At 44.9% G+C, this 25,750-nt stretch carries 20 protein-coding genes; 12 read left to right on the top strand and 8 right to left on the bottom strand.

Features of this window, described 5'->3' with window-relative positions; translation table 11 throughout:
- Positions 1–16: 16 nt before the first annotated feature.
- The 8 genes from R7P74_RS10000 (at position 17) to R7P74_RS09965 (ending at position 10,186) form a co-directional block, all read left to right on the top strand.
- Positions 17–3,109, top strand: coding sequence for a tetrathionate reductase subunit A (locus tag R7P74_RS10000; protein ID WP_318122825.1), 3,093 nt, complete (start codon positions 17–19; stop codon positions 3,107–3,109).
- Between the two features lie 277 nt (positions 3,110–3,386).
- Complete coding sequence (locus tag R7P74_RS09995) at positions 3,387–3,950, top strand: c-type cytochrome (RefSeq protein WP_373921227.1); 564 nt, start codon at positions 3,387–3,389, stop codon at positions 3,948–3,950.
- Positions 3,951–3,958: 8 nt separating this feature from the next.
- Complete coding sequence (locus tag R7P74_RS09990; RefSeq protein ID WP_318122824.1) at positions 3,959–5,011, top strand: c-type cytochrome; 1,053 nt, start codon at positions 3,959–3,961, stop codon at positions 5,009–5,011.
- A gap of 304 nt (positions 5,012–5,315) precedes the next feature.
- Positions 5,316–6,647: a paraquat-inducible protein A gene (locus tag R7P74_RS09985; protein ID WP_005385807.1), complete on the top strand. Its 1,332-nt coding sequence runs from the start codon at positions 5,316–5,318 to the stop codon at positions 6,645–6,647.
- Complete coding sequence (gene pqiB / locus R7P74_RS09980) at positions 6,640–8,286, top strand: intermembrane transport protein PqiB (protein ID WP_213876378.1); 1,647 nt, start codon at positions 6,640–6,642, stop codon at positions 8,284–8,286. Before R7P74_RS09985 ends, pqiB begins: the two co-directional genes overlap by 8 nt.
- The gene (locus R7P74_RS09975; RefSeq protein ID WP_318122823.1) at positions 8,286–8,864 is read left to right on the top strand and encodes a PqiC family protein; all 579 of its coding nucleotides are present in this window, start codon (positions 8,286–8,288) and stop codon (positions 8,862–8,864) included. The genes pqiB and R7P74_RS09975 overlap by 1 nt, the downstream gene beginning before the upstream one ends.
- Before the next feature lie 102 nt (positions 8,865–8,966).
- Positions 8,967–9,740 (top strand): hypothetical protein, encoded by a 774-nt coding sequence (locus R7P74_RS09970; protein WP_318122822.1) that lies wholly within the window; start codon positions 8,967–8,969, stop codon positions 9,738–9,740.
- A gap of 206 nt (positions 9,741–9,946) precedes the next feature.
- Positions 9,947–10,186, top strand: coding sequence for a hypothetical protein (locus R7P74_RS09965; RefSeq protein WP_005376679.1), 240 nt, complete (start codon positions 9,947–9,949; stop codon positions 10,184–10,186).
- Positions 10,187–10,246: 60 nt separating this feature from the next.
- Here the strand turns inward: R7P74_RS09965 and R7P74_RS09960 are convergent, their stop codons facing one another.
- From R7P74_RS09960 to sohB, 8 genes are all read right to left on the bottom strand, one after another.
- Positions 10,247–12,085: an extracellular solute-binding protein gene (locus R7P74_RS09960; protein ID WP_042523082.1), complete on the bottom strand. Its 1,839-nt coding sequence runs from the start codon at positions 12,083–12,085 to the stop codon at positions 10,247–10,249.
- Positions 12,086–12,584: 499 nt separating this feature from the next.
- Positions 12,585–13,286 carry an orotidine-5'-phosphate decarboxylase gene (gene pyrF, locus R7P74_RS09955; RefSeq protein WP_017821659.1) on the bottom strand — a complete coding sequence of 234 codons (702 nt, stop codon included), beginning with the start codon at positions 13,284–13,286 and terminating at the stop codon, positions 12,585–12,587.
- Between the two features lie 84 nt (positions 13,287–13,370).
- Positions 13,371–14,546, bottom strand: coding sequence for a lipopolysaccharide assembly protein LapB (gene lapB, locus R7P74_RS09950; RefSeq protein WP_005376665.1), 1,176 nt, complete (start codon positions 14,544–14,546; stop codon positions 13,371–13,373).
- 18 nt (positions 14,547–14,564) lie between these two features.
- On the bottom strand, positions 14,565–14,861 hold the full coding sequence (locus tag R7P74_RS09945) for a LapA family protein (RefSeq protein WP_005376663.1): 297 nt from the start codon (positions 14,859–14,861) through the stop codon (positions 14,565–14,567).
- Positions 14,862–15,130: 269 nt separating this feature from the next.
- The gene (ihfB, locus tag R7P74_RS09940; RefSeq protein ID WP_005385816.1) at positions 15,131–15,412 is read right to left on the bottom strand and encodes an integration host factor subunit beta; all 282 of its coding nucleotides are present in this window, start codon (positions 15,410–15,412) and stop codon (positions 15,131–15,133) included.
- Between the two features lie 213 nt (positions 15,413–15,625).
- Entirely contained in the window at positions 15,626–17,296 is a 1,671-nt protein-coding gene (gene rpsA, locus R7P74_RS09935; RefSeq protein ID WP_005385817.1) for a 30S ribosomal protein S1, read from the bottom strand.
- 110 nt (positions 17,297–17,406) lie between these two features.
- Positions 17,407–18,087, bottom strand: coding sequence for a (d)CMP kinase (gene cmk, locus R7P74_RS09930; protein ID WP_021033981.1), 681 nt, complete (start codon positions 18,085–18,087; stop codon positions 17,407–17,409).
- A gap of 208 nt (positions 18,088–18,295) precedes the next feature.
- Complete coding sequence (gene sohB, locus R7P74_RS09925) at positions 18,296–19,357, bottom strand: protease SohB (RefSeq protein WP_005385819.1); 1,062 nt, start codon at positions 19,355–19,357, stop codon at positions 18,296–18,298.
- A gap of 254 nt (positions 19,358–19,611) precedes the next feature.
- On the opposite strand from sohB, the gene R7P74_RS09920 reads away from it, so the two are divergent.
- The 4 genes from R7P74_RS09920 (at position 19,612) to R7P74_RS09905 (ending at position 25,690) form a co-directional block, all read left to right on the top strand.
- Positions 19,612–20,358 carry a YciK family oxidoreductase gene (locus tag R7P74_RS09920; protein ID WP_005372980.1) on the top strand — a complete coding sequence of 249 codons (747 nt, stop codon included), beginning with the start codon at positions 19,612–19,614 and terminating at the stop codon, positions 20,356–20,358.
- A gap of 129 nt (positions 20,359–20,487) precedes the next feature.
- Entirely contained in the window at positions 20,488–21,180 is a 693-nt protein-coding gene (gene imuA, locus R7P74_RS09915) for a translesion DNA synthesis-associated protein ImuA (protein ID WP_005372979.1), read from the top strand.
- 4 nt (positions 21,181–21,184) lie between these two features.
- Positions 21,185–22,588 (top strand): Y-family DNA polymerase, encoded by a 1,404-nt coding sequence (locus tag R7P74_RS09910; protein ID WP_225473355.1) that lies wholly within the window; start codon positions 21,185–21,187, stop codon positions 22,586–22,588.
- A gap of 27 nt (positions 22,589–22,615) precedes the next feature.
- Positions 22,616–25,690, top strand: coding sequence for an error-prone DNA polymerase (locus tag R7P74_RS09905; RefSeq protein WP_064354175.1), 3,075 nt, complete (start codon positions 22,616–22,618; stop codon positions 25,688–25,690).
- Positions 25,691–25,750 lie beyond the last annotated feature (60 nt).

The following is a 25,750-nucleotide window of genomic DNA, read 5'->3' as shown; positions in this document are numbered from 1 at the left end:
CAAAGAGGATTTCATCATGGATAACAAACGCCGTCAGTTTTTGAAATCAGGCATTGCAGTGGGTGGGCTTGGCGCATTCGCTGCGGGTTACGCCACCACCACCAAACACATGGTCGAAGGTGCGCTCGAAGGCACTGCGGGAGAAAAAACGCGTGATATTCACCACGGTAACTCGCTTGAACCAGAGTACACGGTCAACAGCAAAGGCAACCTAATCCCTAATCCAAATCAGCGCGTTGCGCCATCGATGTGCTTTGGTTGTTGGTCACTGTGCGGATTGCGTGTACGCATTGATAACCGCAGCGACGATATTTTGCGTATTACTGGCAACCCATATCACCCACTCTCTCATCAGCAACACATTCCGTTCGAAACGCCAGTCAAAGATGCTTATTTAAGTTTGGCAGGAGAAGCGGGCCTTGACGGTCGTTCAACAGCATGCGCACGTGGCAATGGGATGTTAGAAATTCGCAACAGCCCGTACCGCATTACTCAGCCACTGAAACGAGTTGGAAAACGCGGCGAAGGAAAATGGATTCCGATCAGTTACGAACAACTGATAGAAGAAGTCGTCGAGGGCGGTGATTTATTTGGTGAAGGTCATGTTGATGGCTTACGCGACATTCGCGATTTAACAACGCCCGTTGATCCTGAAAACCCAGAATATGGACCGAAAGCCAACCAACTGTTAATGACCAACGCCGGTAACGAAGGCCGAGACGACATATTCAAACGCTTCGCGTTCAACAGCTATGGTACGCGTAACTTTGGGCATCATGGCTCTTACTGCGGCTACGCATTTCGTGCTGGCAGCGGCGCATTTATGAACGATTTAGATAAGAACGCGCACTTGAAGCCAGACTTTGATAACGCGGAATACATCATCTTCATCGGTATGTCACCAGCTCAAGCGGGTAACCCTTTTAAGCGTCAGGCGCGCCAACTCGCCAATGCGCGAACAGAAGGTAGCTTGGAATACACAATCGTCACGCCAAGTTTGCCTGCGGGTTCATCGAGCTTGGCCGCCGGTGACAACAACCGCTGGATACCAATCAAACCGGGCACCGACTCTGCCCTCGTGCTTGGCATGATCCAATGGATTATCGAAAACCAACGCTACAACAAAACCTTCTTGGCGCAGCCGGGGGCAAACGCGATGAAACGAGCCGGCACCGCGCACTGGTGTAATGCTACGCATCTCGTGATAAGCGATAATCAGCACCCGAGAAACGGCACGTTTTTACGCGCGTCGGACTTGAATCTGCCATTCGAGGGCGAAGCGTTGTCTGACTCCGACCCGTACGTCATCGTGGATGAGCAAAGCGGCGAATTTGGTGTTCATACCCAAGCTGAGGAAGCAGCACTGTTTGTCGATAAAACGGTTTCGCTTGCATCGGGCGAAGTGCGCGTAAAATCGTCTCTACAAAGACTCAAAGAAGAGGCGTTCAAATACAGTCTTGAGTTCTACAGCCAACAATGTGAAATCCCTGTCGAACAAGTTGTTGAACTAGCAAAGCGCTTCACCAGTCACGGAACAAAAGCGGTGGTCGATACCCACGGTGGCAACATGCACACCAATGGGTTCTATAACTCGTTTACCATCATGATGCTCAATGCGTTGATTGGTAACATAAATATGAAAGGCGGCGCGATGGCCAAAGCGGGTGGCTACCCAACTTCCGCTGCGGGTCCTCGTTACGACTTCACCAAATTTGCTGGCAAAGTCGGCCCGAAAGGCGTCTTTTTGTCGCGCAGTAAATTCCCCTACCACAAAACCAGCGAATACAAACGTCGCGTTGAGGCAGGTGAATCACCTTACCCAACTCGCGCCCCTTGGTATCCGTTTGCCGCGCCACTGCTGACAGAGCACCTATCTGCGGCTATTGATGGGTATCCATACCGCGTTAAAGCGTGGATCAATCACATGGCGAACCCAATGTATGGTGTACCCGGCTTGAAAGCGCTGCTGGAAGACAAGCTTAAAGATCCAAAGCAGCTCGGTTTGATTGTGTCTGTTGATGCGTTCATTAACGAAACCACCGCATTGTCGGATTATATTGTGCCGGACACGGTCACCTACGAAAGCTGGGGTATGGCAACGCCTTGGCACGACGTTCCGGTGAAAACCATCACCGCTCGCTGGCCGATTGTGGAAGCGCGAACAGAGAAAACCGCCGATGGTCGTTCAATTTGCTTAGAAAACTTTTTGATTGATGTCGCCAAGAAAATGCAACTAGGCGGCTTTGGTGACAACGCGATTCAAGATGCGCAAGGGAATTGGCACGCTCTCCACAGCGCTGAAGATTTCTACTTACGTTCCGCGGCAAACTTGGCTTATGTGAAAGGCGGGGTGCCTGAAGTTTCGGCAGAAGACATTGCGTGGTCCGGCCTAGAGCGTTTAATGCCAGCCATGCAGAAGACGCTGACAGCGGATGAGATGAAACGTGTGGCGTTTATTTTTGCTCGCGGTGGACGTTTTGAAAATGCAACCGAAGCGTATCAAGGTGAGCAAATGAAGCACAAATGGACACGACCTGTCGCGATATGGAATGAACGTGTCGGCAGCGCAAGAAACACCATGACCGGTGATTTCTACACGGGTTGCCCAACATGGCATCCACAAAAACTGGCCGATGGCACACCAATGGAAGACCAGTTCCCAAGCTCAGAATGGCCTTTCAGCCTGACGAACTTTAAATCCAACATTCACAGTGCGGTATCCAATCTATCGCCAAGGTTGAACTCGATTAAAGGCGTAAACCCAGTGTACATCCATCCAATCGATGCCGAGCGCGCAGGCATTAAAACGGGTGATGAGTTTGTTATCGAGACGCCATCTGCAAGCACCAAAGCACTTGCGATGATAGTCAGCGGGATTCGCCCTAGCACACTCGGATTTGAACATGGGTTTGGTCATACCGAGCTAGGACAACGCTCGCACTGGATCGGCGATAAACAACAACCCGTAAAAACGCGCAGCCAAGATGGCGTCAACATTAACGACATTGGCTTAATTGATCCTACCCGAGAAGGTAAAGGTGTATTGTTGGATTGGGTAGTGGGCGCGGCGGCACGTCAGTCCCTGCCGGCCAAAATCCGCAAAGCGTAACGCCGCACGTTAAGACGTCTCTACCACTTAGAGCTGCCGATTTGTGCAGCTCTTCACCACTTTGTTTTTATCGCTTATAGAACAACCAATAAAAACAAATACGGCCATTTACACTTATTAAATATGTGGAAATCCACAATACCTTTCATTATTGACAAGGCCGACAATATCGTCCAAGTGACTACCAAGTAGCACTTAGACATATTAATAAAAATTAAAGTGAGTCAGCATGTCAAAAATTCTTCCAGTGGTGGTGGCCTGTTTGTTAGCAACCACTATGGGCGCAAGCGCCTCGTCTATTCCGGAAAAAGCCAGCGTATGTAGCGGTTGTCACGGCCAAGATGGCATGGGACAGCCAAATATCGCGCCGATGATCGCTGGTTTAAACGCGAATTATCTCAACACTCAAATCGAACTATTCCTTAGTGGCGAACGCCAAAATGTGGTCATGCAAGGCATGGCGAAGGAACTCAGCGATCCCGCAGACCGTAAGGAAGTTATGGAGTACTTTGCTAACCTCCCGAGCTATGGGTTCACGAATCCAGAACAACGCGGCGACCAAGCTGATATTCGTAACCCGTATCGTAAGTTAATTTTCCAAGGCGATTGGGATAGAAACATTCCAGCTTGCGCAACTTGTCATGGAGCCAGCGGTATGGGCGTCGACAAGTTCCCTCGCCTCGCAAGCCAACATGCTGATTACTTAAAAACGCAATTGATGGCATGGAAAAACGGCACTCGCAGTGGTGACCCGCTCAATATGATGGGGACCATCGCAAAAAATCTCACTGACAAAGAGATCGAAAATCTTGCTTACTACTTTGCCTCATTACGTTACTAGGAGCAGTCATGAAATGTTTCTATTCTTTGTTCGCACTGCCTTTCATTTCTACGCTCGTATTAGCTAACGATCTGTTACCGGACCGCCAGAAAGAGCTACCTGCGATAGAAAAAGAAAAGCACGGTGAATACTTAAAACCGCGTGATCTCAGCACAACCCCAAACACCGCATTTGGTGAGCAAGTAAAACGCGGTTACTCGCTCTTTGTTAACTCACAACAAATGCGCGGAAAATACGTTGGCAACGAACAAAACTGTGTGAACTGCCATATGGAGGCAGGACGAAAAGCAAACGCTGCGCCACTGTGGGCAGCTTACATGGCATACCCGGCATATCGTAAGAAAAACGATCGCGTAAACAGCTATGCTGACCGTATCCAAGGTTGTTTCGAGTATTCCATGAACGGTAAAGCGCCCGCTTACGATTCGACAGAAATTGTTGCCCTTAGTGCTTACGCCTACTGGTTAGCGATGGGCGGCTTGCTTGACAAACATGGTATGGCGGATGAACCCATTCCAGAGCTAGACGCAAAAGCGTTGCAAATTGGTGGAAAAGCAAAAGACTTTCCGTTGCCCGAAGCCATCGCACAAGCATTACCAGTTGAAAAGCGAGGTAATCTCTCTGGGCGTGGCTACCCAAAAATCGCCGCCCCTGAGCAAGAACCATCAATAGAGCGAGGCGCATTGGTCTACGAAAAGAGCTGTGAAACTTGCCATCGCGCCGACGGTTCAGGCATCAAAGACACCAACGACCATTCATACATTCCACCACTTTGGGGCGAATATGCGTATAACTGGGGCGCAGGCATGCACCGGATTAACACTGCAGCCTATTTTATTTACGAAAACATGCCGCTTGGGAAAAGTGTGCAGCTGACAGAGCAAGAAGCTTGGGATGTCGCAGCATACGTCAACAGCCATGAGCGTCCACAAGATCCTCGATTCAAAGGCAATGTCACCGCAAACGCGGAGAAATATCACCAGCACCAAGGCTATTACGGCAAAACGCTCAACGGTACGCAAGTCGGCTCCAATGCCTTTAAGAGCGGAACGGTCAAGTAAAGTACAACTAAGCACCTTAAATAAAATGCTCTTTTTCCCTGCTCAGATTATCTGGGCAGGGTTACTTACCCTTAAAAACAAGTAATTACCCCCTCCAATAAACCAAGCAACATCATATTACTTTCGGCTTCCAACATACTCATCTTCGCCGTAAAATCTTGTACCAAACGCGACTTCGTTTATGTCTTAGATCTCCCATATGCTCTAATGCCAAAAGTAAGAAACTCGTAAACTCCTGAATCAAAACAAGCGTGCCCAGTGAAAAAAGAGTATTCTTAAAGCAAATGAATCTAAAACCTACCCGATGAGTATTCAACCTAATTCCCGTCAGTTAATTTCATGCGAAGAGTGCGGCCTTGTTGTTCGCATTCCCGATATCGAACAGGGGCAAAAAGCACAATGTCCTCGATGTTCGCATTCGCTGACTAAAGTGAATGCCAAGCCTTACCAAAGCGTGATCGCCATATCATCGGCATGTTTGATCATGTTAGTGCTAAGCATTTCTTTCCCTTTTATGTCGTTCAGCGTGCAAGGGTTGTCGCAAGAAATCACCTTGTTGCACGCTGCCAAAATGCTGGCTGAGTTTCAAAATGTGCTTTTGGGTGTGCTGCTACTCGCAACAGTTATCGTTTTGCCTGCAATCTATGTTGGTCTCATTCTCTTTCTTCACCTTGAAGCATTAAAAGCACGTAAACATACCCCCTCTAGAAAGCAGCAACGAATGGCAAAAGTTTTATGCCGTCTTCTGTTTCGAGTCGAACCCTGGTTAATGGTGGATGTCTTTTTGATTGGCGTGTTGGTCAGCTTAATTAAAATCGCTTCCCTCGCAGACATAGGTATGGGCACTTCATTCTGGGCGTTTTGTGTATATACCGTTCTGGTAGTCAAATGCATATCAATGGTCGACAAAAGCTGGCTCTGGGGGCACTTTATTCCAGCTATCGAGCTATCTGATGTAAAAGAGGGTGATACGCACCATAACCACAACCATATTGGTTGTCATACGTGTCACCAGCTCAACCCTATTGAAGCTAAAAAACACCAACACTGCATTCGTTGTAAAAGCCCTATTCACAAATACAACCCCGCAGACAATTTACAAAAAGCTTGGGCGCTTTTGTTTGCTTCAGTCATTTTCTATATCCCTGCGAACCTCTACCCTATGATGTACACCGTAAGCCTTGGACATGCAGAAGGTTCAACTATCATGGAGGGGGTAATATTGCTTTGGCATTTAGGTTCTTACCCTATTGCGATGGTAATTTTCTTTGCTAGCGTATTTATTCCAATGGCGAAAATGCTGGCACTCGCGTGGCTGTATTACAATGCGCAAAAAGCGCGATATCTTCCGCACGAAGAGAGTATTTCACGCTTAAAGATCTACCGCATAACTGAGTTTATTGGTCGTTGGTCCATGATCGATATCTTCGTCGTCGCGATCTTAGTTGCACTGGTTCAGCTGCAAAACTTAATGGCGATTTATCCAGGTCCTGCTGCGCTCTCTTTCGCGGCAGTGGTCATTTTTACTATGCTTTCTGCAATGATATTTGACTCACGTTTGTTGTGGCAATTGCCACAAAACGAAGTGCAGGAGCCGATTTCTGACAACTTAAACGAGAAAGCCAAATATGAGTGATGAGAACAACGTAACCGCTCAAATAAAACCGCAAAAGCAGATTTCTGCGATATGGATTGTCCCGATCCTTGCGCTAGCCATGGGAGCGTGGATGCTGTTCCAATATATCAACAGTACAGGCCCACAAATTACTCTCCAACTGCCAACCGCAGATGGGATTGAGGTTGGCAAAACCGAAATCCGAGCATTGAATGTAAAAGTCGGACTGATTACTGAAGTCACTCTCAGTGAAAATTACGATCACATCATCGCTAAGGCACAAATGAACAAGGATGCAGAACGCATGCTGCGAGATGACACCATGTTTTGGGTGGTGAAGCCTCGTATTGGCCGTGATGGCGTTTCAGGTTTAGAGACCTTGCTCTCTGGCGCTTATATCCAACTTCAGCCGGGTAAATCTAAAATAGAGAAAGAGCGCTTTACGGTCTTAGATGTTCCCCCAGTGGCCTCTCCTGATGCAGAGGGGTTACGCCTTGTGTTAACACACCGCGAGGCTGGTAAGCTAGGCGTTGGTGACCCCGTCATTTATAAAGGCTTTACGGTTGGTCGTGTAGAGAAAACTAGCTTTGATGTTGACACTCGCAAAGCGTTATACCAACTCTTTATTTTCAAGCCTTATGACAGCTTAGTGCGCACTCGTACCAAGTTCTGGCTGAATTCTGGCGTAGATTTACAGCTCAATGCTGAAGGGTTCGAAGTCAAGTTTGGCTCATTAGAGAGCATGCTAACGGGTGGTGTTACCTTCGATACCGTTCCAGGTCTTGAATCCGGTGAACAGCTCACTGAAAATATGGTCAACTTCCGCTTGTACGATGATATTAAACAACTTCGAGAAGGCATGTACGATGATTATATTGAATTCGTTATGCTTTTTGATGAATCGGTACGAGGACTTAAACGTAAGGCACCTGTCGAATATCGAGGCTTGAGAATTGGTACTGTGATGCGTGTACCAATGCGACTTCCAACCCCAGAAGAGAACTTTTCTGCGAAAAAAATCCCTGTATTGGTACGTATCGAGCTCGGCCGTGTTTATGGCGATTTCCAATCCCAATCTTTACCAATGTTAAAAGATAAATTGAAGAGTGAGTTTGCTAAAGGCCTACGTGGTACTTTAAAAACAGGTAACTTATTAACAGGCGCACTGTATGTTGACGCCGACTTCTATCCAAACGACGAGCCTTACGTACCGAGTAAGTTTGCTGATTTAGATGTTTTCCCAACTATGCGTGGTGGTTTTGCGCAGGTTCAGCGCCAAGTGAACGACTTCCTAAATAAGATTAATAACTTACCAATGGAAGAAACACTAGACTCTCTCAATTCAACGTTAAAAACGTCCGAAAAAACGTTAGCTTCAGCAGAACGCGTGGCGGACAGTATTGATAAACTTTTGAATCAAAAAGAGACGCAAGAGATCCCAACAGATATTCGCCAAAGCTTACAGCAATTACAAAAAACACTCGATGGTTATGGGCCCAACTCAACCATGTACAGCGAAATGGAAGCCACGCTAAAAGAATTAGAAAGCGTGATGACAGAGTTTAAACCCGTACTTAAACAGCTAAACGAAAAGCCAAACTCTCTCGTGTTTGGAGAAGATGAAACCAGTGACCCAATACCAGTTAAAGGCAAAAACTAATGAAACGAGTATTCTTTCTGTCTATCGCGCTATTTGTCGGTCTAACGGGTTGCAGTAGCGCTCCGCAAACTAAAGGAGCTATGTACCTTCTACCTAAGGCGGAACCAGTGACGCTGAGCTCTTCTGATATCGCTCAGCGCCCAACTTTAGTTGTTCGTCCAGTGACATTGGCGAGTTATTTGAATGATAATGGCATTGTTTATCGAACCTCTGAGACCCAAGTTATTCAGGCGAAGCACAATCAATGGGCGCACAGTATTTCTGAGCAAATCACTCAGAGAGTCGTCGCGGAACTACGTCACAAGCAAAGTCATTACTGGCCGACTGAAATGAATAATCTGTTGGATCAAAGCGGTGAAGCCAAACTCCAGCTTACGTTAAATAAATTTAATGGCAGCTACAAAGGTAATATCGAAATTGAGGGGGAATGGTTACTCATTAATGCCGAAGGTAAGGTAGAAAACAGCGCGCCAATACAAATCTCTCAGCTGCTTCAAGATGAGGGCTATGAAGCGCTCGTCAACGCTTTATCCATAGGCTTAGAAAGCCTAACCTCAGACATTGCCAAACAACTCTAAGTCAATGTTAATTACAGGGAAGCAAGTTGCTTCCCTTTTTTATGCAGAGTGTAGCGACTTCTACTAAGCTGAAAGCTGACGAAAAGCCGAAAAGGAAATTGGATGAAACCATGTAACCTGCTATCACTCTCCTCACTCATTCTTGTATTACCTACATCAGTAGCGCTCTCAGCCGAGACACAAGAATCTCGTTGGCGAAATAGCATAGAAGTGTACATGCTAGGACTGAATATCCACGGGGATACCAGTATTGGTCGCTTTTCATCAGAGGTGGATGTCGATCCTAAGTTTATCGTAGACCACCTCGATATTGGGGCGATGTTGCGATTCGAGAGTATTTACCAAAGTAAGTGGGGCTACTACATAGATTATAGTTTCATGAACTTAAGTGGTGATGTTAATAATATCAAGGGCGCTCTGACTAACGCTCGTTATCGTGCGGACATCGAAATACGGCAAGGTGTTCTAGAAGCAAAGGCATTCCAACGCGAACAATATTCATTTGGTAAACTGGATTATATGTTTGGATTACGTTGGTGGGACAATGACATCACCGGCAAGCTGTATCGTAATAACAACCGGGTACTAGAAGATAGACTGTCATTACAAGAAGATTGGGTCGATTTTTTAGTTGGCTTGCGACTCATTGATGAATTGAGCGAAAACTGGCGATTTCATGCCAGCATCGACGCCGGACTTGGCAACGATACTCACTTCACTTATGCCATTCAAACTGGTGTTCGTTATAGCTTTAACGAATGGTCTGATCTCAACTTAGCTTACAAGTCGACCTGGGTCGATTACAAAAATGAAGAGGTATTTGAATATGATACGGCTTCTCAAGGGCTTTTAGTCGGACTTGGCTTTTACTTTTGATTAGGTTGAACCCTAGCCTATATTCAAGCGTTGTAACTTGTACCAACTCTAGGTACACGTCTAGTGCCACGTTACAGATGCTTAAATAAGGCAAATTGATCTTCATCAGACTATAAATTGCTCTTCGGTGCTACTCTCTGTCACAAAATATAAAACCCCACTCTATGACCTCATATAGGTCTTGTTGATAAGGTTCCCGAATAGCAATGTCGATTAACATTTCCGATTTAACCACCGCCCTAAATAAGGTGGAGCATATTCATAAAGTGCAGCTTGAAAACGTACATCAGTTCTTCAAAGCAAACGAAGCTTTCTCGTTGCAAACATTCAGCCAGCTGATATCAAGCGACTCGCTTGATGATCGATTTAAAACCATCGATAAAGCGTTCTCTTTGCTTGGTGATGCAAAAACCTACCTTTTAGAAGCGTCTTACCTTATTAAGTAAAAAAGAAAGCCCCGATAAAATTCATTACCGGGGCTATCATTTTCTATCTAAACTACTGATTTACAATTTGTAACGATCATCAATTACCGTTAATTCTGGGAAGGTTTTACCCTCGTCCATCGCTTCTTCTGTCTCTTCTTTTACTTGGTTATCAATCCAGAAATTACCGATATCCATTGGATGAAGCACCCATTCTGTCGCTTTTGTCATGCCATTTTTAGGAATTTTAACCCAGCGCCAATGAGCAACTCGAGAATAAGGCACCATGTAGCCAGGAACGATGATATTCGCTTTGCTGACATAGTTTTGGATTTGATGCGACAAGTCGTAACGCTTCTCCTGATCAAACTCAGAATCATACGCTTCAATTAACTTGTCTAGCTCAGGGCTGCTGTAATTGGTGTGAGCATTCGTTTGTGGTCGATTTGCATTATCCGAGTGTAGGTATTCCCAATACGCAGGGATCTCACCAGAGCCCATATTCAAAAACGCTAGCTGATGCTTTTTCTCAAGAATGTATTTAAACGCAGATGAGCCATCCACCAAGTTTAACGTGAACTCAAGACCAGCAAGTTTCGCTTGCTCTTTCAGGTATGCAATACGCGGTGTCCAAGAGTTGTATCCGTAGGTGATAGCAAAGCTCAAGCGTTGGCCCTTGTCGTTAACACGAATACCATCTGCGCCCACTTTATCAAAGCCCGCTTTTTCGAAGTGTTTAACCGCCGCATCAGCATCAAACTTTGGCGGTGTATTGCTAGGATCATCGTATTCGCCATGACCAAAGCCGAGTCCATGCGGTTTACGTGAATAATCTCCACGCATGATGTTTTCAATCATGCCGTCATAGTCAGTGGCTGCCATAACACCTTTACGCACTTCTAGGTTATCCAACATAGGCATCGCTGTGTTCATCCAAAGACCACCAGCTCCTTGCGGTGCTTCGTTAAAGCCCCAGTACTTTTGGATATAGCCTTTTTTGTACACATCACTATTGGTTTTGTCATGCCAAAAGCTTGGTAGCACCATCTCAAAGTAGTCTAAGTTGCCTTTCTCAAAGTGCTTCATGGCAATATCAGGATCGCGAATTACCTTAATGCGAACCTTTTCAACGTTATAACGGTTTTTATAGTAGCGGTTGTTGTATCCCCACCAATCTTCACCGACATGTTTGAATGTCACGCTCTTACCTTTCTTCACTTGATCAATGTAGTAAGGCGCTGCGGTTGGCTCAGATTTAAAGTTAAACTTTCTGACGAAGTTATCAGGCATGCCATCGTTATTTGCGTCCTTTTCTCCTTCAAAGAAGTGTTCAGGACGAGGCTGAAAACCATTACTTGGCATGTTAATCATAACCATAAGTGAGTCATGACTTTGAGCTACAGCAAGATTGACTTTGATCGTGTAGTCATCAATTTTTTCAACACTCACAATACTGTTTGTGAAGAAGTCGTTATACCACGGGTCGATAATGTCTTTTGACGTGTAGTACTTCATCATAAAGACGTAATCATCTGCTGTAATTTTTTCACCATCTGACCACTCGGCCGTTTCGTCGAGTTTAAAGAATACGGTTTTGTTGTCTTCTCCAAATGCCCATGACTTAGCAAGTTGAGGGATCCATTTGCCAGTATTTGGATGACGCTGAGCCAGTTTTGGTGAACCATCCATTAAGTATTGGCGCAAACCTGAGTTCGCATCTGGACCAACACTTCGTAATGTTTGCGGAAAGCTCTGAATGTAAGTGCGATAGGTGCCACCTCGTACCGCTTCTTCAGAGGCAAATAGAGGTTCGTTGTTGTTTGAAATCCATTCGATATCAGCTGGCAATTCTGCCGCACTCAGTTGAAAACTGGCAGCGGTCAGTGTTGCTAGTACTGAAAATGGCAGTTTTTTAGTCATGTTTCTTCCTTGTTGTGTTTGCGCACTAAGGTCGTAACAAGGAAGACAGCGTGTGAAAGCTCACAGAAAGCTGCGATTTAAAATACGCAGATAGGAAATAATAGGAACGTAATATGAAGTGACGTCCTGCCAGCTTCTATATTAATTTCAAAGAGTTTCACTAGGTCATCCTAGACCTTACAACGCAGTGAATGCATCTTCGCCATAGTATTCTTTAGATATTTGTAACGCAAGCCATCAATAACACATGATTGCATTTTCGAGGCATCACAGTGAGTTATGTTACAAAAGTGTGATCAGCATAGTACCAAGCCCTACTTTACTCAGAATAAACCGCAGAACCTTTATCTCTATTGGCCCCGATATACCAGTTACAGCGAGTAAATGATCAGACATAGCTGGTTAAAAGGAATGGTTGTTTACCGCGATCAGTATTTTCACTCGATATAAAAAGTGAGGCATCTTAGCCTCACTTTTCTCCATACAATCGAGACAGTGCTTACATTTTAGATAAGCTCTCATTGATCGACTTCAGCACTTCTGCAGGATTTGACGCTTGAGTGATAGGGCGACCAATCACAAGATAATCTGAACCTGATTGGATAGCGTCTACTGGCGTCATGATACGGCGTTGGTCACCTTGTTCTGAACCAGCAGGTCGAATACCAGGGGTCACTAATTTAAATTCTTGGCCTAGTTCGCTCTTCAGTAGTGAGGACTCTTGCGCTGAACATACGACACCATCTAAGCCCGCGTTTTTGGTCAAGGTTGCTAGACGAATCACTTGCTCCTGAGGCGCAACATTCAAACCAATACCAGCTAAATCACTTTGTTCCATACTGGTTAGTACCGTTACACCGATAAGAAGTGGACGATCTTTACCATATGGCTCAAGAATTTCACGTGATGCCGTCATCATACGCTCACCACCGCTCGCGTGTACGTTCACCATCCATACACCCATTTCAGCCGCAGCGCGAACTGCTTTCGAACAGGTGTTTGGAATATCGTGAAATTTTAAATCTAGGAATACCGAGAAACCACGTTTATGGAGTTCACGTACAAAATCAGGACCAAATAGCGTAAACATCTCCTTGCCAACTTTTAGTCGGCATGACGCAGGATCAATTCTATCTACAAACGCAAGTGCATCTGCTTGGTTATCATAATCCAGTGCGACAATAACTTTTTGGTCGATCATTTCATCTCCTAACTGTTTTGGTTCTTATTAAATAAAAAGTTAAAAAAATGCAGCGGACAGAAACTCTGCCAGCTGCATTAAGAATTATTCACCATCCAATCCGCGGATTGGCTTGATCGTCCCCCATCCTTTACAGGACGGACAATGCCAATAAAGGGAATGGGTAGAAAATCCACACTTCCGGCATCGGTAATGCGGTTTCACTTTTAACTGTTCACCCACCATCGCTTGTAGTGTTGATAGGCTGTCTTTCGCTCGACCATCTTCTGCTTCTGCAATGTGGTAGTCAATTAAACGGTAGAAGCCCTTCATGGTTGGGTTTTTCAGCAATTGTTTCGTCAGTAACTCTTGAGCAGCCCCAACGTTCTCGTGATGAGCAACTAATTGAGCCAACATCAACTCGGCTGATACGCCTGCTTTCTTATCAATACAAGCTCTCAGAAACTCGACAAGTTCATCTTCCTGACCCAGATGATGATAGCATTCTGCAATAGTTGGCAAGACATCACTGATAAAGTCTTTATCTTGCTCAAGTACCCCCGTCAGATATTTGATGGTGTGCTTATAGTCTTCAGACTCTAGGTAAATTCGTCCCAAAGCAATACTTGCTCGAACACACTTCGGGTCTTCCGCTAACGCTTTTTTAAAATGCTGTATTGCCTTATTAGTATTCCCATCAGCTTGGTCGAGCATGGCTATTTCACACCAAAAATGGGCAATATTTGCACGCATCCTTGAGCGTTTATTACCTAACTTAGCCAATTGGTTCGCGTAATAAATCGCCTTTTCCCATTCTCGTGTTTGCTGATAAATGGTCACTAATTGTTGAAGAGCCGCCTCTTTGTAATCTGGCTCTTCGACTAACTGTTCGAAGATTTTCTCTGCACGATCAAGAAAACCAGAGACCATGTAGTCTTTCGCTAACTGTTGAAGGGCGAGGTTCTTTTGGTCCAGTGTTAAGCCTGAACGAGAAATAAGATTTTGGTGAATTCTGATTGCGCGGTCGACTTCACCACGAGACCGGAACAGGTTACCCAACGCAAGGTGAGTATCGATGGTCTCGTTATCAACTTGGAGCAATTCAATAAAGTGATCGACAGCCTTATCTGATTGGTCAGAGAGCAGCAGATTAAGACCCGTCATATACTGACGAGAGATTTGATGAGATTGCTTCTGCTTGTCTTGCTGAGCGCTGCGATGCCCCATATACCAGCCATACGCAGCAGCTATAGGCAACAACAAGAAGAGTAGTTCAAGCATTAAAGTTAAGCCTTATCCTTATGCCTGTTTTTCAATGGCTGGCTTATCAGCAGCGTTGTTTGATTCAGTTGGTTCGTACTTTTTCAGTTTTTTCTTTAAACGACGGACCTGTAGCTGAGTTTTCAGTTGGATGCTACCAAATATAACCCACGCTAAAGCAAAGCCAACCACAAATACTACACCTAATAGCGTAGATAAGTGGAACTCTCCTTTTGCTAGAAGATAGTTAAAAGTCACGAGCTCTTGGTTTTGGGAACCTAACGCCAATGCAATTAAAAAGAGAGCTAAAACAGCAACGATTTTTATAATTTTCATGTTACATCACCCTTCTAGGAGTAAGTCGGTAAGATTATGCAGGAAAATGCTTCTTCAGACTACGTATATTAGCAATAATCTATACCCAAGTAACCTCAAGATGCTTAGTTTGTAGACATGCTTAGAAGTTAAAGTTATTTGGGTATAGAAAACAGCTGAATCCACAATTAGATTAGTAAACGATCTTGGATGTATGACTAACTTGGATACATTACAAAAAAGCGGCATACACAAACGTATGCCGCTTTTTTCAAACTAATAAGAGTGCATTAACCAATATTTACACGCTCACGAAGTTCTTTACCAGGTTTGAAATGTGGAACGTATTTACCTTCCAATTCCACTTTATCGCCCGTTTTAGGGTTACGACCTACGCGAGGCTCGCGGTAATGAAGAGAAAAACTACCAAAGCCACGGATCTCGATACGGTCACCGCTCTCTAGTGTAGAGGCCATGTGCTCTAAAATATCTTTTACAGCATCCTCTACCTCTTTCGCTGATAAGTGTGTTTGCTCAGCGCAGAGTCTTTCAATCAGTTCAGACTTAGTCATAGTTGCCCTCTTTGAGTATCTTTATCACTTATTATAGTAAGTAATACTAATTCCAACAAACACTTGCTGACAATTCTAGACAAATTTTATGCAAAATGCGCAATGAAGAAATGCCTTTTATTAAGATAGTTTACTGTCATTAGTATTACTACTTAAATATGACCAAATATAAAAAAGGAGCCTTGCGGCTCCTTTTTTGCTTAAGCGAGTATATTATTCGCCTTTAGCAGCTTTGAAAGCGTCAGCCATTGCGTTACCGAATGCATTGTCATCTTGCTTGTTGATAGATGCCATTGCTTCTTGCTCGTCAGCTTCGTCTTTAGCTTTGATAGATAGGTTGATTACGCGGTTCTTACGGTCTACACCTGTGAACTTCGCTTCAACAACATCACCAGCGCTTAGGATTAGAGAAGCATCTTCTACGCGATCGCGTGATACTTCAGAAGCACGGATGTAACCTTCAACGCCTTCTGCGATTTCAACAGTAGCGCCTTTAGCGTCAACAGCAGTTACAGTAGCGTTAACTAGAACACCTTTCTTGTTGTCAGCAACGTAAGCATTGAATGGGTCATTTTCCATTTGCTTGATGCCTAGAGAGATGCGCTCACGCTCAGCGTCTACTGCTAGAACAACTGCAGAGATCTCGTCGCCTTTCTTGTACTCACGTACAGCTTCTTCGCCAGCAACATTCCAAGAAATGTCAGATAGGTGAACTAGACCGTCGATGCCGCCTTCTAGACCGATGAAGATACCGAAGTCAGTGATAGACTTGATCTTACCAGTAACTTTGTCGCCTTTAGCTTGTGCTTCAGCGAATGACTGCCATGGGTTAGCTTTACACTGTTTCAGACCTAGAGAGATACGACGACGTTCTTCGTCGATTTCAAGAACCATAACCTCAACTTCGTCGCCAACATTAACAACTTTAGAAGGGTGGATGTTCTTGTTAGTCCAATCCATTTCTGAAACGTGAACTAGACCTTCAACGCCTTCTTCGATTTCAACGAAGCAGCCGTAGTCAGTTAGGTTAGTTACGCGACCAGTTAGTTTGTGACCTTCTGGGTAACGCTTAGCGATTGCTACCCATGGATCTTCGCCTAGTTGCTTAAGACCTAGTGATACGCGAGTACGCTCACGGTCGAACTTAAGAACTTTAACTTGGATCTCGTCACCAACGTTAACGATTTCAGATGGGTGCTTAACGCGCTTCCAAGCCATATCAGTGATATGTAGAAGACCGTCAACGCCACCTAGGTCAACGAACGCACCGTAGTCAGTAAGGTTCTTAACGATACCTTTAACTTCAGAACCTTCTTGTAGAGTTTCTAGAAGCTCGTCACGCTCAACGCTGTTCTCTGATTCGATAACTGCACGACGTGAAACAACTACGTTGTTACGTTTTTGGTCAAGTTTGATAACTTTGAACTCTAGCTCTTTGTTTTCTAGGTGAGCAGTGTCGCGGATTGGACGTACGTCTACTAGAGAGCCAGGAAGGAAAGCACGGATACCGTTTAGTTCAACAGTGAAACCGCCTTTAACTTTACCGTTGATGATACCAACAACAGTTTCAGCTTCTTCGTAAGCTTTCTCAAGTACGATCCAAGCTTCGTGACGCTTAGCTTTCTCACGAGAAAGTTGAGTTTCACCGAAACCATCTTCAACAGCGTCTAGAGCTACGTCTACTTCAGCGCCAACTTCAACTTCAAGTTCGCCAGCAGCGTTCTTGAACTGTTCAGCAGGGATAGCAGATTCAGACTTAAGACCAGCGTCAACAAGAACGAAACCGTTCTCGATAGCTACTACAGTACCTTTAACGATGCTGCCTTGTTGGAATTCTGTTTCGTTTAGAAACTCTTCAAAGAGTTGAGCAAAAGATTCAGTCATTTAATTAATCTTCAATAAATTAAACTTCCACGGGTATCCTACCGCATGGGGTTATTAAATTCGCCAGTCATCATCCTTGCGACCAACGCTCTTAGCCTAGTCGAGTATTATTACTCAGCTAGCTTCGATTCGATATATTGTAGTGCCTTTTCTACTACTTCGTCGATAGTCATCGACGTAGAATCTAGCACAAGCGCATCCTCAGCAGGGCGTAATGGCGCCACTGGGCGGTTACGATCTCGGTCGTCACGCTCTTGGATCTCGCTTAAAAGGTCAGCAAATCTAACATCTAACCCTTTCTCTTGCAACTGTTTAAGGCGTCGATTTGCACGCTCTTCAGCACTCGCATCAAGGAAGATTTTTGCTTGCGCACTCGGGAATACAATTGTGCCCATATCACGACCATCAGCAACCAGACCCGGAGCGGTCTCAAATGCACGCTGACGACGTAGTAATGCTTCACGAACACGTGGCAAAGCCGCAACTTTAGATGCTGCCATACCCGTTTCTTCTTTACGAAGCTCCCCTGACACGTCTTCGCCTTCTAGAATGACCTTAACTAAGTCACCTTCCGCGATAAATTGAACGTCTAGGTGGGTTGCTAGTGGGACAAGAGCATCTTCTGACTCGGTGTCGACACCGTGGTGAATCGCAGCGAGTGCAAGTACACGATAAATTGCGCCAGAATCTAAGAGTTGGAAACCCAACTTTTTCGCCAGCAACATACATAAAGTGCCTTTACCTGCACCACTAGGTCCATCTACGGTTACAACCGGAGTTTGAGAGGACATGTTCTTCTCCACCAATAGTTTCTTTTCAGCAATTTGCTCGGTTTTCGAGGCGCACATTATACGGGTAATCAGTCTTTGGAGCGAGGAAAAATGTCGTGTAAAGCATTACACCTAATGCGTAATTGGATTCATCAATAAACATAAAGTTCAACAAAAACGGCGAGAGCTTCCGCCCTCGCCGTTTTAAATGTCATGAACTTAAGCTCGATTAAACAATCGGCTTTTGACCACGCTCAGCTAACTTTAAAATAACACTATCAGCGACTTTACCCGCCACACCTGCTAGCTTGTCGGCCAGTTTTTTCTTTTGTACATAATGCACAGAAAGTACAGTTTTATCTTTGCATGCTGCAACAACGATATCATCAGATGTACTAATGTCATCCACCAAACCAAGCTCTTTCGCTTGTGTACCGAACCAGTGCTCACCAGTGGCTACTTTGTCTAGGTCCAAACTAGGACGACGCTCACGGATGAAGTCTTTAAACAAGACATGTGTTTCTTCAAGTTCTTGCTTAAACTTATCGCGCGCTTTATCGGTATTCTCACCGAACATCGTTAGCGTGCGTTTATATTCACCCGCTGTTAGTTGTTCGTACTCAATGTCATGTTTCTTCAACAGTTTGTTGAAGTTAGGAATTTGTGCGATAACGCCAATAGACCCCACAATTGCAAATGGTGCAGAAACAATCTTATCTGCTACACATGCCATCATGTAACCGCCACTTGCTGCAACTTTGTCAACAGAGATGGTCAGAGGAAGACCTGCGGCTTTGATTCGGTCCAGTTGAGAAGAGGCAAGGCCGTAACCATGAACCATACCACCGCCAGACTCTAAGCGAAGTAACACTTCATCACCTTCACGTGCGACAGCCAAAATAGCGGTGATTTCTTCACGTAGAGACGCAACTTCTTTTGCGTCTATGCTACCGTTGAAATCAAGAACAAATAGGTGTGGTTCACGCTTGCTATCTAATGAACCGTCTTTGCTCGCTTGTTTGATTTCTTTCTCGCGAGATTTGTTCTTCTCTTTTTCTTCTTTCTTGACGGCTTTATCTCGAGCCTTGATGAAAGCATCGTCATGCAAATGATGCTCTAACTGCTCAACAGATTGTTTGTGTTGCTCTGAAAGGTTGGTAATCTCTAACTCCCCTTTCGCCGCACCCGATTTGCCACCAGCCGATTTTGCAATAATGAGCAGAACAATTATCGCAGCAACCACCGTGATAATTTTGGCCAGAAACAGACCATAATCTAATAAAAATTCCAACGAGAGCTCCTTTATCTCATTTCAGATGACGTTAGTATGTTACGCAGAAACATCAGCGAGAAGGCAGCGCGGTTTGTAACCACTTGTTCTGATTGATAGCATACCTAACGAAAGTTCTGGAATTGGTATAACACATGAATTGGTGTATTGTAACCATCTTGTCACGATTACCAAGATTTTCCATTGAGAAACAGGCGTTTTTTAGCGTCAATTAACTATCATGGACCCTCTTACAATAATAAGGATTTATCGCCGTGAACTACTCCGTTTCAGCTGATGCTCTAAAAGGTAAAGTCATTCTTGTTACTGGCGCTGGTAATGGCATCGGCCGTCAAGCCGCGCTTTCTTATGCCGAGCACGGTGCAACTGTTATTCTCTTGGGTAGAAATGTGCAAAACCTTGAATCTATCTATGATGAGATTGAAGCTGCTGGCTATCCACAAGCTGCTATCATTCCATTGGATCTCAAGGGTGCAACTCAGCAGAATTACATTGATATGGCAGAGACAATCGAAGGACAGTTTGGTCGCTTGGATGGTCTATTACACAACGCAGGTGTCTTGAGTTCGCTGTGTCCATTTGATCAAATCAAAGAGGAAGACTTCGACGATATCATGCAGATCAACGTGAAAGCCGAAGTGCTAATGACTCAAGCATTACTGCCTGTGATGCGTAAATCAGAAGCTGGGCGTATTATCTTTACCTCTTCAACCGTCGGCCACTCTGGCCGCGCATTCTGGGGGCCATACGCTATCTCTAAATTTGCCGTAGAAGGCATGATGCAAGTTTTAGCTGACGAGCTGAGTGATACACCGATCCGCGTTAACGCAATTAACCCTGGTGCCACTCGTACTCGCATGCGTGAAAAAGCATATCCGGGTGAAGATGCGAATACTCTCAAAACGCCACTGGATATCATGCCGCTATATTTGCACTTAATGGATCCTGCGGTTACCGATGTGAACGGTCAGTGCATCGACGCTCAACCGAAGCGTAAATAACTCATTCAGGTTACCTCACATAATCGATTGAAAAGGCAGCAAACGCTGCCTTTTTTCATTTCTCTCTTCATAAAAATCTTGCGACTTTCTCCCACAGAAATATACTGTACATATACACAGGTATTTATTATGCAAGATATTATTCAGAACTTAAAAAGCCAACACCTTGTTTGGCAAGCAAATTTAACGAAAGCAGATCCTCAGCAGTTGCAGACTAGTTCCGGTTTTTCTGAATTAGATGATTTGCTCGGCGGAGGCTTTCCACCTCATGGCGTAGTGGAGATGGAATCTATTGGTAGTATTGGTGAATTGCGTTTGCTCGCTCCCTATTTAAAAGCCACTCAGACCAATGGTATGACCGCATTTATTCAACCACCTGCGCTAGTGAATTCTCTGTTTTTACACTACATCGGGTTGGATATAAACCAAGTGTGGGTCGTTACTCCAACTCACCCCAAAGACGCTCTTTGGGCTGCAGAGCAATGTCTGAAAAGTGGGGTATGCAGTAATGTTTTGTTATGGCAAGAAGAGCTTGAAATACATCAAGTGAAACGCTTACAGGTAGCGAGTGAACAAGGTACTTGCCCTCTCTTTATGCTTAAAACAGATACTATCAACCGCTTGTCTTTGCCTGTATCACTCAGTTTAAAACTGAAAGGCGACGAGCAAGGGATTCATGTTGAAGTGCTGAAAAGGAAAGGAGGCTGGAATAGAGGTAGCGTTAGTATCGGATTCCAACACCATTACCCGCAACTGGTGAAACCATCATCTGAAACTGTGCACTCGACTGTGGTCAATTTCCCACTGGCGAACCAAGGTTAGTGATATGTCTCTGTGGATTTACTTGCACTTCCCTCGCCTGCAGCTAGACGCACTCTTTGGTGATAACCAAGAACAACCCGTGGTGATTGTCGAAAGCCAACGTTGCCAGATTCTTCAATACAACGAGATTGCCGAACAACAAGGCATTAAGCCTGGTATGGGCTTAGGCAGTGCTGCGTCCTTGTGTCGAGATTTACAAGTGCATCCTTATCATCCACAAACCGAATTAAATAAATTACAAGAGGTAGCCCAGTGGTTGTATTTGATCACATCTGACGTTGTGTTGATGCCAAACCAAGGTATTTTACTGCGTGCTACTCCAATGCTCGCTCTGTATGAAGGGCTTGAAAACTATTGGAATAAAGTCAGAGCTCACTTATCGGAGCTGAAACTGAGTTTTCAATTCGGATGTGGTTTTTCGCCTTTTGCTGCCAAATTGATGGCAATATCAGGAGCGAACGTCATCAGTGAAGACAAATCTGCCATACAAAAAGTCCTATCACCATTACCGTTAACACTGGCAGATTTATCAAGCGCTACCGTAGAGAAGTTACAACGTGTAGGCGTCACCACATTGCAAAACCTGCTTGAACTGCCATTGCAAGACATCGCACGACGCTTTGATATCGATTTGGTGAACTACGTTGGTCGACTGACTGGGCAGTTTAAACACCCTGTCGACCTTTATCACCCTACCGAATCCTTCCAAGTTTATTTAGAGCTGTTGTTTGAGATCGAAAACGTTCAGTGGATTGAAAAACCGTTGGCCAAATTACTTCGTCAACTCGAAACCTTTCTTAAATTAAGAGATAAGGTCGCTTTTGAACTGTGTTTAACACTCCACCAGCGTGAGAAACAAGAGCAACACCTTCAACTCACTTCTGCGCAAGGTGATTACCTATGTCAGCGTTGGCAACAGTTAGCGAGTTTAAGCTTAGAATCACTCTCGCTTAATGGCCCAGTCACAGGGCTAACGTTAAAAGTCATCCGTCAAGGTGAGCCTCTTAGTGCATCACGCGATCTCTTTGCTGGGCAGAAAGGAAACATGAATGCTTTAGAGCTGCTCTCTTTACTGCAAGCTAAATTGGGGAAAAGTGCCGTTTTAAAACCCAATATTGCTTGCGATCCTAGACCAGAAAAGGCCAGTCAGTATCGCCCTGCTGATGCTCCAGATAAAAAGGGGCACGCCATACCTTCCATACTACGCCCCGCAATGCAATTACCCACTCCCATTGTATTGCAAGAACAAGTTTCTTTGGTCCACGGACCTGAGCGAATAGTTTCTGGGTGGTGGGATGGTGATGAGATCATGCGTGATTACTACATTGCACACACCAAGCAAGGCCGCTGGTTATGGATATTTCGCGATCAGCACAAGCACTGGTTTCTTCATGGCTATTTTTGTTAAATCGACAGTTATTTTTGTTGGATCATTATGAGTTACGCGGAACTATTTTGTCAGTCTAACTTCTCTTTTTTGACTGGGGCTTCTCATGCAGAAGAGCTGGTACTCCAAGCTGCTTTCTATCGCTATCAAGCTCTAGCTATAACGGATGAATGCTCAGTCGCGGGCGTTGTCAAAGCCCATGCAACCATCGAACAACATAAACTCGATATCAAACAAATCGTTGGAAGTATGTTTTGGTTAAATGATGAATGCCAAATCGTACTGCTTTGCCCTTGTCGCAAGGCTTATGCCGAGTTGTGTCGTATCATCACAAACGCAAGGAGACGCAGTGAAAAAGGCAACTATCAACTGTTCGAATGGGATTTGATGTCGGTTCGACATTGTTTGGTATTGTGGCTGCCCACACATCAAGAGAGTGATCACTATTGGGGGCGCTGGCTCAATCAACACCACGCTAATCGTTTGTGGGTAGCGATTCAGCGCCATTTGAGTAACAACGATACTGAATACATTGCGCACTGCGAGCAGTTAGCACATGAATTTCAATTACCTATAACTGCCTGCGGAGGCGTTCTCATGCATGATGTTGAACGCTTGCCATTACAGCATGTACTTACTGCTATAAAGCATGGGTGTAGCGTCGATAAACTCGGTTTTGATCGTATTTCGAATACTGAGCGAGCACTTCGTCCTTTTAAAAAGTTGATTCGGATTTACAAACCAGAATGGCTGGAAGAAAGCACTTACATCGCCGATTTATGCGAGTTTAAGCTCTCCGATTTAAAATACGAATATCCTACCGAGCTGATCCCAGATGGTTACACACCCGACTCTTACTTACGTATGTTGGTCGAACGCGGTAAAAAGCTGCGTTTTCCTGAAGGCGTGCCAGCAGAAGTCAATCAAACCATCGAGAATGAACTGGCGCTTATTCAAGAGCTAAAATACCACTACTACTTCCTTACTATTCACGACATTGTAATGTTCGCGAAACAGCAAGGCATTCTTTACCAAGGGCGAGGTTCCGCTGCAAACTCTGTGGTGTGTTATTGCCTGGAAATTACCGCCGTCGATCCTCGACAAATCGCTGTCTTATTCGAACGATTTATCAGTAAAGAACGTAAGGAACCGCCGGATATTGATGTGGACTTTGAACACGAGCGCCGTGAAGAAGTTATCCAGTATATTTACAAAAAATATGGCCGTGAGCGTGCAGCACTTGCTGCAACAGTGATCAGCTATCGCTTTAAAAGTGCCGTGCGTGAAGTCGGTAAAGCACTAGGGATTGAAGAGACCCAATTGGATTTTTTCATTAAGAACGTTAATCGCCGAGATCGCAGCCAAGGCTGGCAAGCTCAAATTATTGAACTGGGCTTACAACCAGAATCTCTCAAAGGGCAGCAGTTCATCCAATTGGTCAACGAGATCATTGGCTTCCCACGCCATTTATCTCAGCACGTAGGTGGCTTTGTAATTTCATCTGGACCTTTATATGAGTTGGTACCTGTTGAAAATGCCTCGATGGAAGATCGCACTATCATTCAATGGGATAAAGACGATTTAGAAAGCTTGAAGCTACTAAAAGTCGATGTGCTCGCACTCGGCATGTTAAACGCCATCAAAAAGTGCTTTCAACTGGTCGAGAAACATCACCAGCGATCCCTCTCTATTTCCGAGATCACTCGCCGACAAGATGATCCACACGTGTACCGCATGATCCAAAAAGCCGACACGATAGGCGTATTCCAAATTGAATCTCGTGCACAAATGAGCATGCTTCCTCGCCTAAAGCCTGCTTGTTATTACGACTTAGTGATTCAAATTGCAATTGTTCGTCCAGGCCCTATTCAGGGTGATATGGTGCATCCTTTTTTAAAACGACGAGATCACAAAGAGCCAGTCAGTTATCCATCGGAAGAAGTAAAAAGCGTTCTGGAGCGGACTATGGGCGTCCCTATTTTCCAAGAGCAAGTCATCAAGCTAGCCATGGTAGCCGCAGGGTTTAGCGGCGGCGAGGCCGATCAACTCCGTCGAGCGATGGCATCATGGAAAAAGAATGGCGATCTCGCTAAATTCAGACCAAAACTGATCAATGGTATGCAAGAGAGAGGCTATGACTTAGCGTTTGCTGAGCGCATTTTCGATCAGATTTGCGGCTTTGGTGAGTACGGCTTCCCTGAAAGTCATTCAGCGTCTTTCGCAGTGCTGGCATATTGTTCTGCATGGTTAAAATATTATTACCCAGCCGAATTTTACACTGCATTGTTGAACAGCCAACCAATGGGATTTTATAGCCCATCGCAATTAGTACAAGATGCTCGCCGACATGGCATCGAAGTATTGCCGGTGTGCGTCAATCATTCAAAATATCAGCATCATCTCGTCTCACGTCCGAATGGCAGGCTCGGCGTGCAACTTGGTTTTCGCTTGGTGAAAGGCTTTAACGCAGAAAGCGCACAAAGGCTTATTGAGCGCAAACCACTTAATGGTTACCGAACGATTCAAGAAGTAAAGCAGATATTAAGAAGCCGAAGTGACATTGAATTATTGGCTTCAGCCAATGCATTTCAGGCCTTATCGGGGAATCGTTATAACGCTCGCTGGGCAGCAATGGATTCCTTATCTGACCTACCATTGTTTCACAAGGTCGAAGAACCCAATGTTAGCTACCAGACTCAACCCTCTGAATATGAAAATTTAATTGAGGATTACGCAAGCACGGGACTATCTCTTAGCCGCCATCCAATTAAATTATTAGAAGAAACGGGCAAACTCCCTCACTTTACTCGCATGATGCAACTGGCAGAGAAGCCGCATAAGTCACTGGTCACAGTGGTAGGCGTGGTAACAGGAAGACAATCTCCAGGCACCGCCGCTGGCGTGACATTTTTTACGTTAGAAGATGACACGGGCAACATTAATGTGGTCGTTTGGCAAGCGACAGCACGAGCCCAAAAGCAAGCGTATTTAGGCGCTAAAGTATTAATGGTGAAAGGCATTCTTGAAAGAGAGGGAGAAGTCACGCACGTTATTGCTGGCAAGTTGATTGATTGCACGCACTACTTGAACAATCTACAAAGTAAATCTCGGGATTTCCATTAGTACAGAGGAATTAAGGAGAGAGATGTTAAAAATCAGAGAGAGGTGCGCTCCCTCTGATTT

It is taken from the genome of Vibrio sp. 2033, assembly GCF_033339735.1.
This window is presented reverse-complemented; position numbering and strand designations above follow the sequence as displayed.

Excerpts from the sequence above, each read along its gene's own strand:
- R7P74_RS10000 (WP_318122825.1), top strand. The coding sequence starts at position 17 with ATGGATAACAAACGCCGTCAGTTTTTGAAATCAGGCATTGCAGTGGGT.
- R7P74_RS09995 (WP_373921227.1), top strand. The coding sequence starts at position 3,387 with ATGGGCGCAAGCGCCTCGTCTATTCCGGAAAAAGCCAGCGTATGTAGC.
- R7P74_RS09990 (WP_318122824.1), top strand. The coding sequence starts at position 3,959 with ATGAAATGTTTCTATTCTTTGTTCGCACTGCCTTTCATTTCTACGCTC.
- R7P74_RS09985 (WP_005385807.1), top strand. The coding sequence starts at position 5,316 with ATGAGTATTCAACCTAATTCCCGTCAGTTAATTTCATGCGAAGAGTGC.
- pqiB (WP_213876378.1), top strand. The coding sequence starts at position 6,640 with ATGAGTGATGAGAACAACGTAACCGCTCAAATAAAACCGCAAAAGCAG.
- R7P74_RS09975 (WP_318122823.1), top strand. The coding sequence starts at position 8,286 with ATGAAACGAGTATTCTTTCTGTCTATCGCGCTATTTGTCGGTCTAACG.
- R7P74_RS09970 (WP_318122822.1), top strand. The coding sequence starts at position 8,967 with ATGAAACCATGTAACCTGCTATCACTCTCCTCACTCATTCTTGTATTA.
- R7P74_RS09965 (WP_005376679.1), top strand. The coding sequence starts at position 9,947 with ATGTCGATTAACATTTCCGATTTAACCACCGCCCTAAATAAGGTGGAG.
- R7P74_RS09960 (WP_042523082.1), bottom strand. The coding sequence starts at position 12,085 with ATGACTAAAAAACTGCCATTTTCAGTACTAGCAACACTGACCGCTGCC.
- pyrF (WP_017821659.1), bottom strand. The coding sequence starts at position 13,286 with ATGATCGACCAAAAAGTTATTGTCGCACTGGATTATGATAACCAAGCA.
- lapB (WP_005376665.1), bottom strand. The coding sequence starts at position 14,546 with ATGCTTGAACTACTCTTCTTGTTGTTGCCTATAGCTGCTGCGTATGGC.
- R7P74_RS09945 (WP_005376663.1), bottom strand. The coding sequence starts at position 14,861 with ATGAAAATTATAAAAATCGTTGCTGTTTTAGCTCTCTTTTTAATTGCA.
- ihfB (WP_005385816.1), bottom strand. The coding sequence starts at position 15,412 with ATGACTAAGTCTGAACTGATTGAAAGACTCTGCGCTGAGCAAACACAC.
- rpsA (WP_005385817.1), bottom strand. The coding sequence starts at position 17,296 with ATGACTGAATCTTTTGCTCAACTCTTTGAAGAGTTTCTAAACGAAACA.
- cmk (WP_021033981.1), bottom strand. The coding sequence starts at position 18,087 with ATGTCCTCTCAAACTCCGGTTGTAACCGTAGATGGACCTAGTGGTGCA.
- imuA (WP_005372979.1), top strand. The coding sequence starts at position 20,488 with ATGCAAGATATTATTCAGAACTTAAAAAGCCAACACCTTGTTTGGCAA.
- R7P74_RS09910 (WP_225473355.1), top strand. The coding sequence starts at position 21,185 with ATGTCTCTGTGGATTTACTTGCACTTCCCTCGCCTGCAGCTAGACGCA.
- R7P74_RS09905 (WP_064354175.1), top strand. The coding sequence starts at position 22,616 with ATGAGTTACGCGGAACTATTTTGTCAGTCTAACTTCTCTTTTTTGACT.